Raw genomic sequence first — 14607 nt, forward strand, 5'->3', positions numbered from 1 at the left:
TGATTTCATGAGCACGGCAATGGCATTCAAACGTGATACCGAAGTGACCTGGCGGCAGATCTGCACCAGCGCCGATCTGGTCGCGCATTCCGGCGTGGCGGCGTGGCTGGAAACCGGGGATGGAAGCACTCAAATCGCCCTGTTCTATTTACCCAGCCCAAACACGCCGGAGCTTTCCACCGGCCCGAACACGCCGGAGCTACCCAGCCATGCGGGCGAGCTGTACGCCGTGGACAATCACGACCCCTTCTCAGGCGCCAACGTCATCGCGCGCGGCATCGTCGGCGATGTAAAGGGCGAGCCGGTCATCGCCTCACCGCTTTACAAGCAGCACTTCCGGCTAAGCGATGGCGTCTGCATGGAGGATTCGCAGACGCGCCTGCGCCACTGGCCAGCGCGTTTCGATGGCGACCGGGTAATGATCGCCATCGCTGCAGCGGCGGTTTTGGGCCGCATATAAGCGGCGGCATCGGGCCGCATCGAGGAAACAACGGCGGCATCGGGCCGCATTGAGCGGCTATCAGGCTGGTCGTTCATTGCGCGAATAGCTGTTCTTGCCGAATAGTGAAGAAGGCCCACCGCCGGCGATGGAGCGGTGGCGGTGATAAAGAAAAACCAGTATTAGCAGAACCATGCCGGGGATGTCGGTCATTAGCCCCGGCTTGATCATCGCCAGCGAACAGCCCAGTACCAGCACACGCTCCAACCAATGCATGCGCGTGACCATATAGCCCTGTATCGCGATAACGAAGGCCAATATGCCGACCGTTGCCGTGAAGACGACCCAGGCACCGTTGTACCAACTGCCCACGTCGATCAATAGTAGCTGGGGGTTGAAGAAGAACATGAACGGCAGAATCGCCGTGCGCATGTCGTAAGTGAACGCCTGGACGCCGGTGCGTATCGGGTCGGCCCGGGAAATGGCCGAAGCCGCATACGCCGCCAGCCCCACCGGCGGGGTGTCATCAGCGAGAATACCGAAATAGAACACGAATAGATGGATGGCGACCATCGGCACGGCGATGCCGGAGTCGGCCGCCAGGCTGGCGATCACCGGCGCCACCAGCGCCGCCATGACGATGTAATTGGCGGTGGTCGGCAGCCCGATACCCAGGATCAACGAAGCGATCGCCGAGAAAATCAGCACCAGCCAGATATTGCCGAAGGATACGACACCAATGACTTCGGTCAGGCCATAGCCCAGATTGGTCATGGTGACCATGCCGACGATAATCCCCGCGGCGCCCGTGGCAATCGCGATGGTGGTCATGTTGCGCGCGCCCATCTCGAAGCCCTGGAAGACCTCCTTGCAACCTTTCCATAGCCCGGAGGCAAGGCCGGCAGCGCCGCTGTCACGCACACCGCGCCAGGCCTCCTGGATCAGGATCAGCGCGATCAGCATGGCGATGGCATTGAGCGCGCTGCGCTCCGGGGTGAGCTGGATCCACATCAGTTCGTAGAGCAGGAAGACCACCGGAATCAGGTAATGGATGCCCTTCATGAAAGTCGGCCAGAATGGCGGCAGATCGGCCTTGGGCATGCCCGCTAGGTTCATCTTTAACGCTTCCATATGCACCATGAACAGCAGACCCAGATAGGACAGCAGCGCGGGCACGATGGCGTAGATGATGAGCTGGGAGTATGGAATATTCAGAAAGGTCGCCATGATGAAAGCCGCCGCGCCCATGATCGGTGGCATCAACTGGCCATTGGTCGAGGCCGCGCATTCGACCGCGCCGGCCTTGATCGGCGGGTAGCCGACCCTCCTCATCAGCGGGATGGTGAATGTCCCGGTGGTCACGGTATTGGCGGTCGACGAGCCGGAGACAACCCCGGTCAGCAGGCTCGCTACCACCGCCGCCTTGGCCGGCCCGCCACGGTACGAGCCCAAGCCGCTGTAGGCCAGGTCGACGAAATATTGCCCCGCGCCGGCGCGGTCCAGCAGCGCACCGAACAGCACGAACAGAAACACGAAGGTCGCCGATACCTGAATCGGCGTGCCCCAGATGCCCTCGGTGGAAATGTACAGTTGCTGAATGATCTGCTGCCAGTCGTAGCCGTTATGCAGAAAAATGACATCGGGCGGAGTCAACGGAATGATGCCGGCCGGGCCGGTGATGCCATACAGAATGACGATGCCGGCGATGATCGGCAGCGCAATGCCGACGATGCGCGTGGCCGCGATCGCCAGCGTAATCATGAGTATCGTGCCCACCCATATGTCGCGCGTGATGGGCAAGCCGCCTTGAACCGCGACCAGGTTGTAGTAGTTGACGACGATATACAGCGACGACGCGACACCGGCGATGGCCAGCAGCCAATCGCTCCAGGGGATACGCTCGGTGGGCCCCTTGGATGTCGGATAGGCCAGAAACGCCAGGGCAAAACCGAAGGCCAGGTGAATGGCGCCGACCTTCTGCGGGCTGATAGAGCCGAAATAGGTCGCGTAAAGCTGGAATACGCTCCAACTCACCGCAATCAGGATCAGCAGCCAGCGCAACCACTGCTGACGCGGCGCACGCGCACCGACATCGGCCGCGTCGACGATTCGCTGGGCCTCGGCTTTCTCCTCATCGGTCGCTTTACCAGTATCGTTATCGCTTGACTGATCGGCCATCGACCACTGCTCCCCTACCCTATGTCACGGTTTCGGGACCGCTCACGCAAATCGTCGGACCCCGGAATGACCGGGGCCCGACAGGTCGGAACTGACTATTCAGATGTTGATTTGGGTGGCATCAGGTCGCTGGGAACCTCGATACCCTGCTCCTTGTAGAACTTCACCGCACCGGCATGCAGGGGGATGGACATGCCTTCGATGGCGTTTTCCACGGTGAAGTACTTTTCCAGATTGGGGTTCTGCACGTCACTGTAGAAGGCGTCCAGCTTCTTGTTGAAGATCGTGTTCATGAACGTATAGACGTCGTCCTCGGACATCTCGGACGAGGCAGCGAGCATGGCCTTCAAGGTCACCGTCTGTACGTCTTCATCGACGCCGGGATAGGTGCCGGCGGGAATCGTGAACGGCGTATAGAACGCATACTCCTCCTGGAGCTGGTTGAGCTGCTCCTCGGTGATCGACACGACCGTGATCGGCGCGGTCTGCGCCGCCTCGACGATCGCCGCCGAACCCAGCCCGACGGTGTAGAACATTGCGGCGATCTGGTCGTCGCGCAGCAGACCCACGGCGTTACCTGAGCTGCCGCGTACCGCCGTCTGCAGGTCATCGAAGGTCAAGTCGAAGGCGCCCATGATGTTCTTGGCGTCCTGCTCGGTGCCCGAGCCCACGTCACCGACATACACACGCTTGCCGGCCAGATCGGCCACGCTCTCGATACCGGCGTCCGAGCGCGCCAGAATGTGAATGGCCTCCGGATATAGTCCGACCAGGCCACGCAGGTTCTCGATCTTGTTGTCCTTGAATGCCTCCACGCCGGTACCGTTGTAAGCGTAATAGGCAATGTTGTTCTGCATCATGCCCATCTGCATCGAGCCCTCGCCGATGGCATTGGCATTGAATACCGAGGCCCCGGTGGAGCGAGCATTGGCCCGCAGACCGACATCGGCATCGTTGAGAATATTGGCGATGCCCACCGCAGTCGGGTAATACAAGCCGGACGTGGAGCCCGAGCCGATAGTAATGAATGAGGATTGAGCCCAGGCCATTGCCGTCGTCAAGGCCAGGCCGCAGCTTACCGCCAGGATGCGTTTGCCGAGTTTCAAACTCATTTCAGTTTCCCCTCGTGATTGTCTAAACACCGCTGTTTTTCAGGGTAAATCGGTGCTTCTTTTTAAACCTAACAGCGATAGCCGGAAACGCAAATGCGCTTGCGCTATAGCCCCCTGAGAATAGCCACCGGAACCGTCCGCCCGACTCGGCTATATTCTGTATAGCCTAGACGGCGAATCTAGGCTGCGAATGCACCATCGTTTGCTCAGGGAAAAAGGAGAGATCAATGGAAGAACGTACCTGCGCCTGCACCTATTGCGATTGCAAGGTGCCTGAAACCGCGGTACCGGTCGGCGACAAGTACTACTGCTGCGAGGCTTGCGCCACCGCGCACCCGGACCGGCAGCCGTGCCAGAACCCCGACTGCGATTGTCACAAGCACGGCTGGGGTGGTATCAAGACCTGAACCGATGTCAACCGTGGAAACGATCGCTGGCATTCTTCGCAAGGACGGTTCATCTTCAAAATGTCATGACTGTCCATTCATTCACCGCTTACAGGAGCCCACCGACCACCGACACGCACCAGAGAGGCGACGCTGAGCCACCAGCGCAGAGATAACGTCACAGCCCTGTCATCTTTCGCTGCCAGCGTCGACATCGCCGTTACTTCAAGGAGTGCTTCCGCCGATGGTACGAATCGACAAGAAAGCCACCCGCCTCTACGTGCTCGACACCAACGTCCTGATCCACGATCCCGCTGCGCTCTATCAGTTCGAGGAACACGACGTCGTCATTCCCATGACCGTGCTCGAGGAACTCGACAAGCACAAGAATGGCATTCGCGAAATCGCCCGCACCGCCCGTCAGATCAGCCGCACCCTTTCCGAACTCACCGCTCAGGTTACCTTCGACGAAATACAGCGTGGCATACCCTTGAGTGCCGGCGTCGCCGGTACCGGCCGTTTGCGTTTTCTGTGCTACAACGATTTGCGCCCTCTCGATCATCTGGAGGACAGCCCCGACAATCGCCTGCTTGCGGAAACCTGCCGCCTGCGCGACGAACGCCCCGATGCCTCGGTGATCCTGGTCACCAAGGACATCAATCTCAGGGTCAAGGCGTCGGCATTGAACGTGCCGGTGGAGGATTACCTCAACGATCGCGTGTTCAGCGACAACGACGCGATGATCGAGGGTACCAAGGTGTATACCGAGGCCGGCAAGGACGGCGCGGGCCTGTGGGAAACGCTGAACGTCGAGGTCAAGGTCGAGCGGGTCGATCACCACACCTTCTATCAACTCAGCGGCGAAATGCCCGACGATTGGCACCTTGGCATGCTGGTTTCCGATAGCGACAATGGCGCCGACTTCGAAGCCATCGTGCGCAACCTGACGCCCACCAGCGCACGCTTGCAGTTACTGACCAACTATCGCCATCACGCCGGCGTATGGGGCGTGCACGCCCACGACAGCCGTCAGAACTTCACCCTCAACCTGTTGATGGACCCGGATATCGACCTGGTGACCATCGCCGGCAGCGCCGGCACCGGCAAGACCTTCATGACGCTCGCCGCGGCCTTTCAGCAGACGCTGGACACCAAGCTTTTCGAGCGCATCGTGTTCACCCGCGCGCCGATCCCGATGGGCGAGGATATCGGCTTTCTACCCGGCACCGAGGAGGAAAAGATGTCGCCGTGGATGGGCGCCTTCCACGACAACATGGACAACCTGCTGCGCGACGAGAAGGACGGCAGCTCGAGCTGGAGCGAGGGTGCCACACGCCAGTTGATCGGCTCGCGGGTGCAGATCCGCTCGCCGACCTTCATGCGTGGCCGCACCCTCAACGACACCTTCCTGATTATCGACGAGGCGCAAAACTTCACGCCCAAGCAATTGAAAGCGCTGATTTCACGCGCCGGGCGCAATACCAAGATCGTGTGCCTGGGCAATGTCGGCCAGATCGACACGCCCTACCTCACCGCCAACACCTGCGGCATGGCCGCCTTGGTCGAGCGTTTCCGCGACTGGCCACATGCCGGGCATGTCACGCTGAAGAGCGTCGAACGTTCACGTTTGGCGTTGGCCGCCGAGGAGCTTTTATGACATCGAACACGGCATGAATGCCTGATAGCAGCGAGCCACGGGCTACGAGCACGCCACCGGCGTGGCTCGTAGCTCAGTGCTTATGATCGGCATTGATCGCCTTTTCGATCAACGCCTCGCTCTCGCTGCCCGGCCCCTTGGCCAGAATGGTCTGGGCCTCGTGGTAGAGGCAGATGTAGGCATTGCAGGACGCGCAGAACACCTTGTCATCGGGGTTGTGCACCTCGGATACGCGCATCAGGTGGCTGCCGCAGTTGGGGCAACCCACCGGCAGGCGCAGTTCCTCGGAAAGATCGGTCATGGGCATGCTCTCCTTTGCCACGCATAGGCGGTAATACCTATGCTTTACACCCTTGGGGTGGTCGAGGATTAATCAAGCGGCGGCGCCATGCTTGAACATCAGGCTTGAACATCAGGCTTGAACACCAGGCTAAGATTGTTGGCCGGCATCTCGACGACACGCTCGAGCGTCAGGCCATGCGACTGACCGAGGGACTCGACGGTCTCGAGATCGCGAATGCCCCAGCGCGCATCGCGACGTCGCAAGTCGGCATCGAAGGCGGCGTTGCTCGGCGCGGTATGGCTGCCCTCGCGCTTGAAGGGGCCATATAGATACAGCACGCCACCGACCGGCAGGCGCTGGGCTTCGGCGAACAGCGCCTCGGCCGCCTCCCACGGGGCGATATGCAACATATTGATGCACACCAGGGCGTCGTAATCCACGCTGGGCCAGGGGCGCCGCGTCACGTCCAGCGCCAATGGCGCGCGCAGGTTGGGTGGGCCGCCCTTGGCGCGCCAGGCACTGATCGATGCCCTGGCCGCCACATTGGCATCGCTCGGATACCAGGTCACCTGAGGCAGGTGATAGGCGAAATGAAAGGCATGTTCACCGCTGCCGCTGGCGATCTCGAGCACGGTGCTATCCTGGGGCAATATCTCATTCAATACCCCGAGAATAGGGTCGCGATTGCGCTGCACAGCGGGGCTGGAAAGACGTTCATCGACACCCTGATTATCGAACCCGTTCATACGACCCCCGCGTTTCGGTAAATAAGAGTCTCGGTAAAAGATCATGGTCTTTATCATCAGGTAAGCATGCCCACCGCATGGCGTCCATAGGTAAAGCAATAGGGGAATGACATTCATGACGGAGCACTTGATTCCCGCCCTGGGAACGCAACAGGCGCACCCATCGCCGCAGCGGGATTTGGCAAGCGCGGTGGCAAGATTGACGCCCGAGGACGGCATCTTTCCCTCGGCGATCCCGACGCTGTCGCTGATGCGCGCCAGCGCAGCATCGCCACCCACGGCGTGTATCACCGAGCCCAGCCTGTGCGTCGCCATACAGGGGCGCAAGCGCATGACGCTGGCCGGCCGGGCGTTCACTTACGACCCGCTCCACTATCTGGTCGTCTCGCTAGACCTGCCCGTCACGGCGCAGATCATCGAAGCCTCGGCCGAGGCGCCGTATTTATGCGTGAAGCTGGATATCGACTTCAGGATTTTGGGGGAATTGCTGCTCGAGAAGACGCCCGGCGAGCGGACGGAAAGAGCGGGCGACCCTGGTGGGCTTTTCGTCGCGCCGATGTCCGGTTCGTTGATCGACTCGCTGCTGCGCCTGATACACCTGCTGGACCGACCCCACGAGATTCCCGTGCTGGCCCCGCTGGTGCTGCGCGAGATTCATTATCGCGTGCTGTGCGGCGAGTTGGGCCATCGCTTGCGCGATCTCATCGCCATCAACGGACAGGAGAAGTCCATCGTCGAGGTCATACGCCTGCTGAAGGCCCACTACGCCGAGCCGCTGCGCATCGAGAGACTCGCCACGGCGGTGCACATGAGCCCCTCCACGCTGCATCACCGCTTCAAGGCCATGACGTCGATGTCGCCCCTGCAGTTCCAGAAGCAGCTTCGCCTGCACGAGGCGCGCCGTTTGATGCTGGTCGAGGGAGCGAGCGCGGCGACCGCCAGTCACCGGGTCGGCTACAACAGCCCCTCGCAGTTCAGTCGCGAATATCGCCGGCTCTTCGGCGCCCCGCCGCAACAGGAAATCGCCCAACAGCGCGATGTGGTGACTTAAAGTCGTTCACGCCCATGATAAACGCCCACCACGTCGGCCATCACCGCCAGGGCGATCTCGGCCGGCGTCTTGCTGCCGATGTCCAGGCCGATCGGCATACGAATGCGCTCGACCTGCTCTCGGTCGAGCCCGCCCGAGCGCCGCAAGCGCTCGGCGCGTGTCGCCGAGGTCTTGCGCGAGCCCATCACGCCGATGTAGAACGCCGGGGTTCGCAGCGCTTCGATCATCGCCAGGTCGTCGATGCGCGGATCGTGGGTCAGCGCCACCACCGCCGTCGAGGCGTGGCAGCCTTCGCGGGCGAGATACGACGACGGCAGTTCGGGACGCAGCTCGACATCCGCGACGTTGAAGGTGGCGATGAGTTCATCGCGCGGATCGCACACCACCACCTCGAAGCCCAGGCTGCGCGCGAACTCGGCGCAGGCCACGGAGACCGGCGACACCCCGGCGATGACCAGGCGGCGCGTCGGCCCCATGCGAATGCACACCCGATCACCCTTGCGCTGAATACGTGGACGTTGTCTTTCCGTCGGCGACGCCTCGTCGGTCTCGAGCCCCGTCGCCCCGGTTGCCAGGCTCACCTCGCGAACCAGACGACGCTGGCCATGCAGCGCCTCCCTGAGCGCGGTCAATAGCCGCAGCGATTCCCGCGTCGCCGGCAGGCGCTCCACCAGCACCTCGAGAATACCGCCACAGGGCAATGCCAGGCGCTGCCGATCGTCTTCGGATTCGCCATAGCGAACGACCTGGACCGGGGACTGGAAGTCGCCGGCCTGAAGCCGCGCCAGGAAGTCTTCTTCCACGCAGCCACCGGACAGCGAGCCGACACAGTGGCCATCGCGGCGCGCCGCCAGCAGCGCCCCCGGTTCACGCGGCGACGAGCCGTAGGTCGCCAACACCGTGCACAGCCAGACATCCTCGCCCGCCTGGCTCCAGCGAGCCGCGCTTTCAACCACTTCATTGTCGAGAGGCTGCATGGTTCAAGTAGTCAGCTTATTGGTGAATGGCAGCTTGCGCAGGCGCGTGCCGGTGGCGTCGAAGATCGCGTTGGCCATGGCCGGCGCCAGCGGCGGCACGCCCGGCTCGCCCACCCCGGTCGGCGCCTGCGTGGAGGGCACGATATGCACCTCGACCGCCGGCATCTCGTTAATGCGCAGCACCGGATAATTATGGAAGTTGGTCTGCTGGACGACCCCCTTGTCCAGGGTGATCTCGCCGTGCAGCACGGCCGCCAGCGCGTAGCCGATGCCGCCTTCCATCTGCGCCTTGATGACGTCCGGATTGACGGCGACGCCGCAATCCACCGCGCACACCACGCGATCGACGCGATAGCTGCCGTCCTGCCTGACCGTGACCTCGGCGACCTGGGCGACGAAGGAGTTGAACGACTCATGCACGGCAACGCCCCGGCCGCGCCGCTCGCCCTCGGCGCCGGGTTCGAGCGGCTGGCTCCAGCCGGCCTTGTCCGCGACCAGGTCCAGCACACCACGATGGCGCGGATGCCCGCCCAGCAGCGCACGGCGAAACGCCACCGGATCCTGCCCGGCAGCCACCGCCGCTTCATCGATCAGGCTCTCGGTGGAGAACGCCGTGTGGGTGTGGCCTACCGAACGCCACCACTGAATCGGTACGTCGATGTCCTGCGGCGTGTGCAGCTCGACCTGTAGATTGGGCACGTCGTAGGCCAGATTCGCGGCGCCCTCGACCGAAGTCGCGTCGACCCCGTCCTTGACCATGAACGCCTCCATGGCGGTACCGGCCGCGATCGACTGACCGACCAGACGCTGATGCCAGGCGATGAGCTTGCCGTCGGCGTCCAGCGCGAGGCGCCCGCGATGGAAATTCATTGGCCGATAATAGCCGCCCCGGGTGTCGTCCTCGCGCATCCACACCAGTTTTACCGGCGCATCGATGCCGTTATCGCGTGCCGCTTTGGTGATCGAGACCGCCTCCAGCACGAAATCCGAATGCGGGTTGGCGCGCCGGCCGAAGCTGCCGCCGGCAAAGAGTTGGGCCAGACTGACCTTTTCCGGAGCGATGCCCAGCAACTCCGCGACGGCGCTCCGGTCCAGGCCTTGAAACTGCTCGCCGTGCCAGATATCGCAGCGCCCATCGCCGAGTTGAACCAGACAGTTCATCGGCTCCATGGCCGCGTGGGCGAGATAGGGGAACTCGTAATCGGCCTCGATCAGTGTCGCCGGCTCGGCCAGTGCGGCATCCACGTCGCCACGCTGGCTCGCCATCGCCCCTTGCCCATCGGCCAACTCGCGATAACGCGCCATGATCTCGTCGCTGCCCAGCGTGAACGCCTGGCTCTCGTCCCATTCCACATTCAGTACGTCACGGCCCTGGCTCGCCGCCCAGGTGTTCGTTGCCAGCACCGCCACGCCGTCGAAACGCCACGGACCACCGGCGAATCGCACGACATCGACCACGCCCGGCACCTTTCGGGCCTCGGTATCCTCGAAGCGCTTGACGGTGGCGCCGAAGCGGGGCGGGTGTGCCGCTACCGCCACCAGCATGCCGGGCAGTTTCATGTCCTGGGTGAAGATCGCGCTGCCATCAGTCTTGGCCGGGCTATCGGGGCGCGGCGTTTTCAACGTCCCGATCAGCGTGAAATCCTTGGGGTTCTTGAGCGTGACGTTACCTGGCACCGGCTGTTCGGCAGCGGCCTCGGCAAGCTGGCCAAAATCGGCTTCGCGGCCCGATCCGGCATGACGCACCAAGCTCTGTTCGACGCTAATGCTACTGGCGGGCACGCCCCACTGCGCGGCAGCCGCCGCGACCAGCATGGCACGCGCGGTCGCTCCGGCCATGCGCATCTGCTCATAGGAATTGGCGATGGCGGTGCTGCCGCCGGTGCCCTGCATGCCGAAGGCCAGGTTCTTGTAGCGCTCGGCATCGGCGGGCGCGCCTTCCACCCGTACGCGGCTCCAGTCGGCATCGAGTTCCTCGGCGACCAGAGTCGCCAGGCCGGTATAGGTGCCCTGACCCATTTCCAGATGCTTGGCGATTACCGTGACGCTGCCGTCGCTGTCGATGCGCACGAAGGCATTGGGCACGAAGTCGGCCTGCGTGGTCGCCGCCGAGGCGTTGGCGCTATCGACGAGCAACGGCGCCAGATAGACCCCCAGCGCGAGACCGGCCGTACCTTGCAGGAAACGCCGACGGCTGACGTTGATCACCGCCGTGCTTTGCTGACTTTCCTGCACGGGCGATGGCATGCGGTCGAGAATTCTCATGTCAAGGCTCCTTTGGCAAATGCGTCAGGCAAGCGTGCTGGCGGCATCGTGAATGGCGGCGCGGATACGCACGTAGGTCGCGCAGCGGCAGATGTTGCCACCCATGGCGTTGTCGATATCGTCATCGCTGGGATTGCGATTGCCATTCAGCAGCGCGGTTGCCGTCATGATCTGCCCCGACTGGCAGTAGCCGCACTGCACCACATCGAGCTTGCGCCATGCCGTCTGCACGGCCTCGCCGACCGGGTTCTCGCCGACGGCCTCGATGGTCGTCACCTGCTTGCCGACGGCGGCGGAAACCGGCGTGACGCACGAACGGGTCGGCTGCCCATCGAGATGCACGGTACAGGCGCCGCACAACGACATGCCGCAACCGTATTTGGTCCCGGTGAGGTCCGCGACATCGCGCAGCGCCCACAGCAGGGGCATCTCGTCGGGTACATCGAGTTGGTGGGATTCACCGTTGATCGTCAGAGTCGCCATGATTCTCCTCGCGTTCTTCTGATTATGTGCAACATGGCGCGTCGCGGGGGCGCCATGCTGCCGAGTGAGTCGCTGAAAGATTCGAAGCCAGCCCCTGGAGGCTGGCTGGGTCCCGAGCGGTTCGCCTTCGGGACCCAGCCAAGTATAGAAAGGAAGCTTGCGAAGCGATTAGCTCATTAATGGCGGATGATTGCCTAATCCTGCCGTTGGCTGTCACCTGCCTACCGTGGCCATCCCCTCCTCCCCATAGCGGGAGCCGGCGGCAGCACGTGGCGGAAAGATGGCAGCGAGGCGTTGCAGGTCGTCATCGCCGAGAGTCAGATTCAGGGTGGCCAGGTTTTCCTGCAGGTAGCGGCGGCGCTTGGTACCGAAGATGGGCACGATGTCCTTACCCTGGGCCAGTACCCAGGCGAGCGCCAATTGGGCGGGCAGTACGCCTTTCTCCTCGGCCAGAGCCTTTACCCGTTCCACCAGTTGCAGGTTCTTCTGGAAGTTTTCGCCCTGAAAGCGAGGGTTGTGGCGACGGAAGTCGTCGACATCGAAGTCCTCCGGGGACTGAATGGCGCCGGTGAGAAAACCCCTGCCCAGTGGACTGTAGGGCACGAATCCCACACCCAGCTCGCGGCAGGTTTGTAGCGGGCCTTCTTCGGCATCACGCGTCCATAGCGAATATTCGGTTTGCAGCGCGGTGATCGGATGAACCGCATGGGCTCGGCGCAGGGTGTCGGGCGCCGCTTCGCTCAGGCCCAGGTAACGCACCTTGCCCTCTTCGACTAACTCGGCCATGGCGCCGACGGTATCCTCGATAGGCACCGTGGGGTCGATACGATGTTGGTAGTAAAGATCAATGGTTTCCACATCGAGCCGCTTCAGGCTGCCCTCCACGGCGCGACGCACATACTCGGGGCGACCGTTGACGCCTCGGGCATACGGGTCGTCGTCGGCACGCTGAATACCGAACTTAGTTGCCAGGAACACCTGCTCGCGCTTGCCGGCGAGCGCCTTGCCCACCAATTCCTCGTTGGTATGCGGACCGTACATGTCGGCGGTATCGATCAGGGTGACACCCTTTTCCAACGCCGCGTGAATCGTGGCGATGGATTCCCGGTCGTCCCTGTGCCCGTAGAAATCGCTCATGCCCATGCAGCCCAAACCCAGGGCGGACACGCGAGGACCGCCGTTACCCAGTTGACGTGTTTGCATCCCTGTCTCCTTGTCGAATAAGGCCAAAATCAGCCCAAGGCAGTGTGCGTATTCGCAATTACTAGATAAACAGGCGTTAATGGTTAACTCTATTCAGAAAATTTAAACAATAGATACGGGAAACAACATGGATCGCTTCAAGGCCATGCACGTGTTTACTCGGGTGGTCGAGGCAGGCAGCTTCACCCGTGCCGCCGAAACCCTGGAGATGCCGCGAGCCACGGTGACGGCCGCCATCCAGCAATTGGAAGCGCATCTCGGCGTTCGACTGCTGTACCGCACGACCCGCCGAGTCTCGTTGACGCTGGATGGCGGCGCCTATTACGAGCGCTGCCTACGCCTGCTTGACGAACTGGCCGATACCGAGGCCATGTTTGCCGATCAGCATCGGCCCACCGGGCGTCTCAAGGTCAATTTGCCAGGGCCGCCGGCACGCCGGGTGATCATCCCTGCGCTAATGGCCTTCTGCGATAAATACCCGCGAATCGACCTGGAAATGGGTGTCAGCGATCACCCGGTGGATCTCATCCAGGAGGGCGTCGACTGCGCGCTACGCATCGGGCCGCTAGCCGATTCCAGCCTGATCGCTCGACGGCTGGGGCAACTCACCGAAATCAGCTGCGCCGCGCCGGCCTATCTCGAGCGCCACGGCACCCCACGAACCCCGGCGGATCTCGACCGGCATCTGAGCGTCAACTATCACTCGGGTCGCACCGGCCGGCCGCTACCCTGGGAGTACACCGAAGATGGCAAGCTACGTGAGGTCACGATGGCCGGCCGGCTTACCGTGGACAATGCCGAAGCTTATATCTCCGCCGCCCTGGCCGGCTTTGGACTGGTGCAGGTGCCGCTCTACACGGCGCACCATTACCTACAGCGCGGCGAACTGGTGGAAGTGCTGACCGAACATCGCCCCGCGCCCAGCCCAATGTCCGTGGTCTATCCGTATAACCGCCATCTATCGAGCAAGGTGAAGGTATTCGTGGAATGGCTGACCCATACCCTGCGCGATCAGCCAGGCATGGTTTGATCCCGTCGATTGATTCGCGGGCTCTCGGGCCAGCGTTACTTGGTCGCGACGATAACCGGCGTATCGCGGTAGATATCCGCAAACAGGCGCTGGAGGTTGTCCACTTTCGGCCAATCGTGAACGACGATGTAGCGATGGTTCGGATTGCGGTAAGCGAAGTTCTGGTGATAAGCCTCGGCCGGGTAGAACGCGCTCAGCGGATCCACCTGGGTAACGATCGGCTTCTCGAAGACGCCAGCCTCGCCGAGCTGGGCTATATAAGCCTCGGCCATCGCTTGCTGCCGGTCATTGGCGTAGAAGATCGCCGAGCGATACTGCGGGCCAACATCCGGCCCCTGACGGTTCAGTTGGGTCGAATCATGGGCCACCGAGAAGTACACCTGCAACAGCTTGGCGTAGGAAATCGTCTGCGGATCGTAGGTGATTTGCACGGCCTCGGCATGGCCGGTCCGCCCGGAACTGGTAGCGCGATAACTGGCGGTGCTGCTGTCGCCGCCGCTATAGCCGGAAACGACGTCGCTCACGCCGTCCAGGTGCTGGAACACGGCCTCCATGCCCCAAAAGCAACCGCCCGCCAGCACGGCAGTCTGGGTATCGGCCGTTGAAGACGCCGGTAGGTTCGTGCTCGGCGGCGGCAACTCCACGCCATCGCCGGCGGCCGAGGCGGTCGATTGCCACAAGGCGAACAGCGCGGCGCTCCACAGGGCTGCGCCCACTCCCAGCAGCGGCTTACCCCGCTTACGACCCGATGAAGGTGTCTTGAGTAATGACAACATGGCATTGACTCCTTCTGAGTG

The 14607-nt window shown here is 62.4% G+C and carries 14 protein-coding genes; 5 read left to right on the plus strand and 9 right to left on the minus strand.

Features of this window, described 5'->3' with window-relative positions:
• Positions 1 to 7: 7 nt before the first annotated feature.
• The gene (gene nirD, locus BLR92_RS04675; RefSeq protein WP_089726062.1) at positions 8 to 460 is read left to right on the plus strand and encodes a nitrite reductase small subunit NirD; all 453 of its coding nucleotides are present in this window, start codon (positions 8 to 10) and stop codon (positions 458 to 460) included.
• 60 nt (positions 461 to 520) lie between these two features.
• On the opposite strand, the gene BLR92_RS04680 is transcribed toward nirD, so the two are convergent.
• Entirely contained in the window at positions 521 to 2617 is a 2097-nt protein-coding gene (locus BLR92_RS04680) for a TRAP transporter permease (RefSeq protein WP_089726064.1), read from the minus strand.
• Positions 2618 to 2712: 95 nt separating this feature from the next.
• On the minus strand, positions 2713 to 3729 hold the full coding sequence (locus BLR92_RS04685) for a TAXI family TRAP transporter solute-binding subunit (RefSeq protein WP_089726065.1): 1017 nt from the start codon (positions 3727 to 3729) through the stop codon (positions 2713 to 2715).
• A gap of 227 nt (positions 3730 to 3956) precedes the next feature.
• Here BLR92_RS04685 and BLR92_RS04690 point away from each other — a divergent pair, with 227 nt between their 5' ends.
• Positions 3957 to 4136, plus strand: coding sequence for a hypothetical protein (locus BLR92_RS04690; RefSeq protein ID WP_089726067.1), 180 nt, complete (start codon positions 3957 to 3959; stop codon positions 4134 to 4136).
• Positions 4137 to 4359: 223 nt separating this feature from the next.
• Positions 4360 to 5772, plus strand: a complete 1413-nt coding sequence (locus tag BLR92_RS04695) for a PhoH family protein (RefSeq protein ID WP_089726069.1) — start codon at positions 4360 to 4362, stop codon at positions 5770 to 5772.
• Positions 5773 to 5845: 73 nt separating this feature from the next.
• Here BLR92_RS04695 and BLR92_RS04700 read toward each other — a convergent pair whose 3' ends face one another.
• Positions 5846 to 6073: a hypothetical protein gene (locus BLR92_RS04700; RefSeq protein WP_089726071.1), complete on the minus strand. Its 228-nt coding sequence runs from the start codon at positions 6071 to 6073 to the stop codon at positions 5846 to 5848.
• A 98-nt stretch (positions 6074 to 6171) separates the two neighbouring features.
• Positions 6172 to 6801 (minus strand): DUF938 domain-containing protein, encoded by a 630-nt coding sequence (locus BLR92_RS04705; protein WP_089726073.1) that lies wholly within the window; start codon positions 6799 to 6801, stop codon positions 6172 to 6174.
• Positions 6802 to 6916: 115 nt separating this feature from the next.
• Here BLR92_RS04705 and BLR92_RS04710 point away from each other — a divergent pair, with 115 nt between their 5' ends.
• The gene (locus BLR92_RS04710; protein WP_089726897.1) at positions 6917 to 7852 is read left to right on the plus strand and encodes an AraC family transcriptional regulator; all 936 of its coding nucleotides are present in this window, start codon (positions 6917 to 6919) and stop codon (positions 7850 to 7852) included.
• Here the strand turns inward: BLR92_RS04710 and BLR92_RS04715 are convergent.
• The 4 genes from BLR92_RS04715 to BLR92_RS04730 form a co-directional block, all read right to left on the minus strand.
• Complete coding sequence (locus BLR92_RS04715) at positions 7849 to 8829, minus strand: XdhC family protein (protein ID WP_089726074.1); 981 nt, start codon at positions 8827 to 8829, stop codon at positions 7849 to 7851. The genes BLR92_RS04710 and BLR92_RS04715 overlap by 4 nt on opposite strands.
• A gap of 3 nt (positions 8830 to 8832) precedes the next feature.
• Positions 8833 to 11094: a xanthine dehydrogenase family protein molybdopterin-binding subunit gene (locus tag BLR92_RS04720; RefSeq protein ID WP_245704072.1), complete on the minus strand. Its 2262-nt coding sequence runs from the start codon at positions 11092 to 11094 to the stop codon at positions 8833 to 8835.
• Positions 11095 to 11118: 24 nt separating this feature from the next.
• Positions 11119 to 11577: a (2Fe-2S)-binding protein gene (locus BLR92_RS04725; protein WP_089726076.1), complete on the minus strand. Its 459-nt coding sequence runs from the start codon at positions 11575 to 11577 to the stop codon at positions 11119 to 11121.
• Positions 11578 to 11790: 213 nt separating this feature from the next.
• Complete coding sequence (locus tag BLR92_RS04730; RefSeq protein WP_089726078.1) at positions 11791 to 12780, minus strand: aldo/keto reductase; 990 nt, start codon at positions 12778 to 12780, stop codon at positions 11791 to 11793.
• Between the two features lie 127 nt (positions 12781 to 12907).
• Between BLR92_RS04730 and BLR92_RS04735 the strand changes: the two genes are divergently transcribed.
• A complete protein-coding gene (locus BLR92_RS04735) occupies positions 12908 to 13810 on the plus strand; it encodes a LysR family transcriptional regulator (protein WP_089726080.1) in 903 nt (300 codons plus the stop codon).
• Positions 13811 to 13845: 35 nt separating this feature from the next.
• Here BLR92_RS04735 and msrA read toward each other — a convergent pair whose 3' ends face one another.
• The gene (msrA, locus tag BLR92_RS04740; RefSeq protein WP_089726082.1) at positions 13846 to 14586 is read right to left on the minus strand and encodes a peptide-methionine (S)-S-oxide reductase MsrA; all 741 of its coding nucleotides are present in this window, start codon (positions 14584 to 14586) and stop codon (positions 13846 to 13848) included.
• Positions 14587 to 14607: the final 21 nt, after the last annotated feature.

The organism is Modicisalibacter muralis (assembly GCF_900102945.1).
Classification (GTDB): domain Bacteria; phylum Pseudomonadota; class Gammaproteobacteria; order Pseudomonadales; family Halomonadaceae; genus Modicisalibacter; species Modicisalibacter muralis.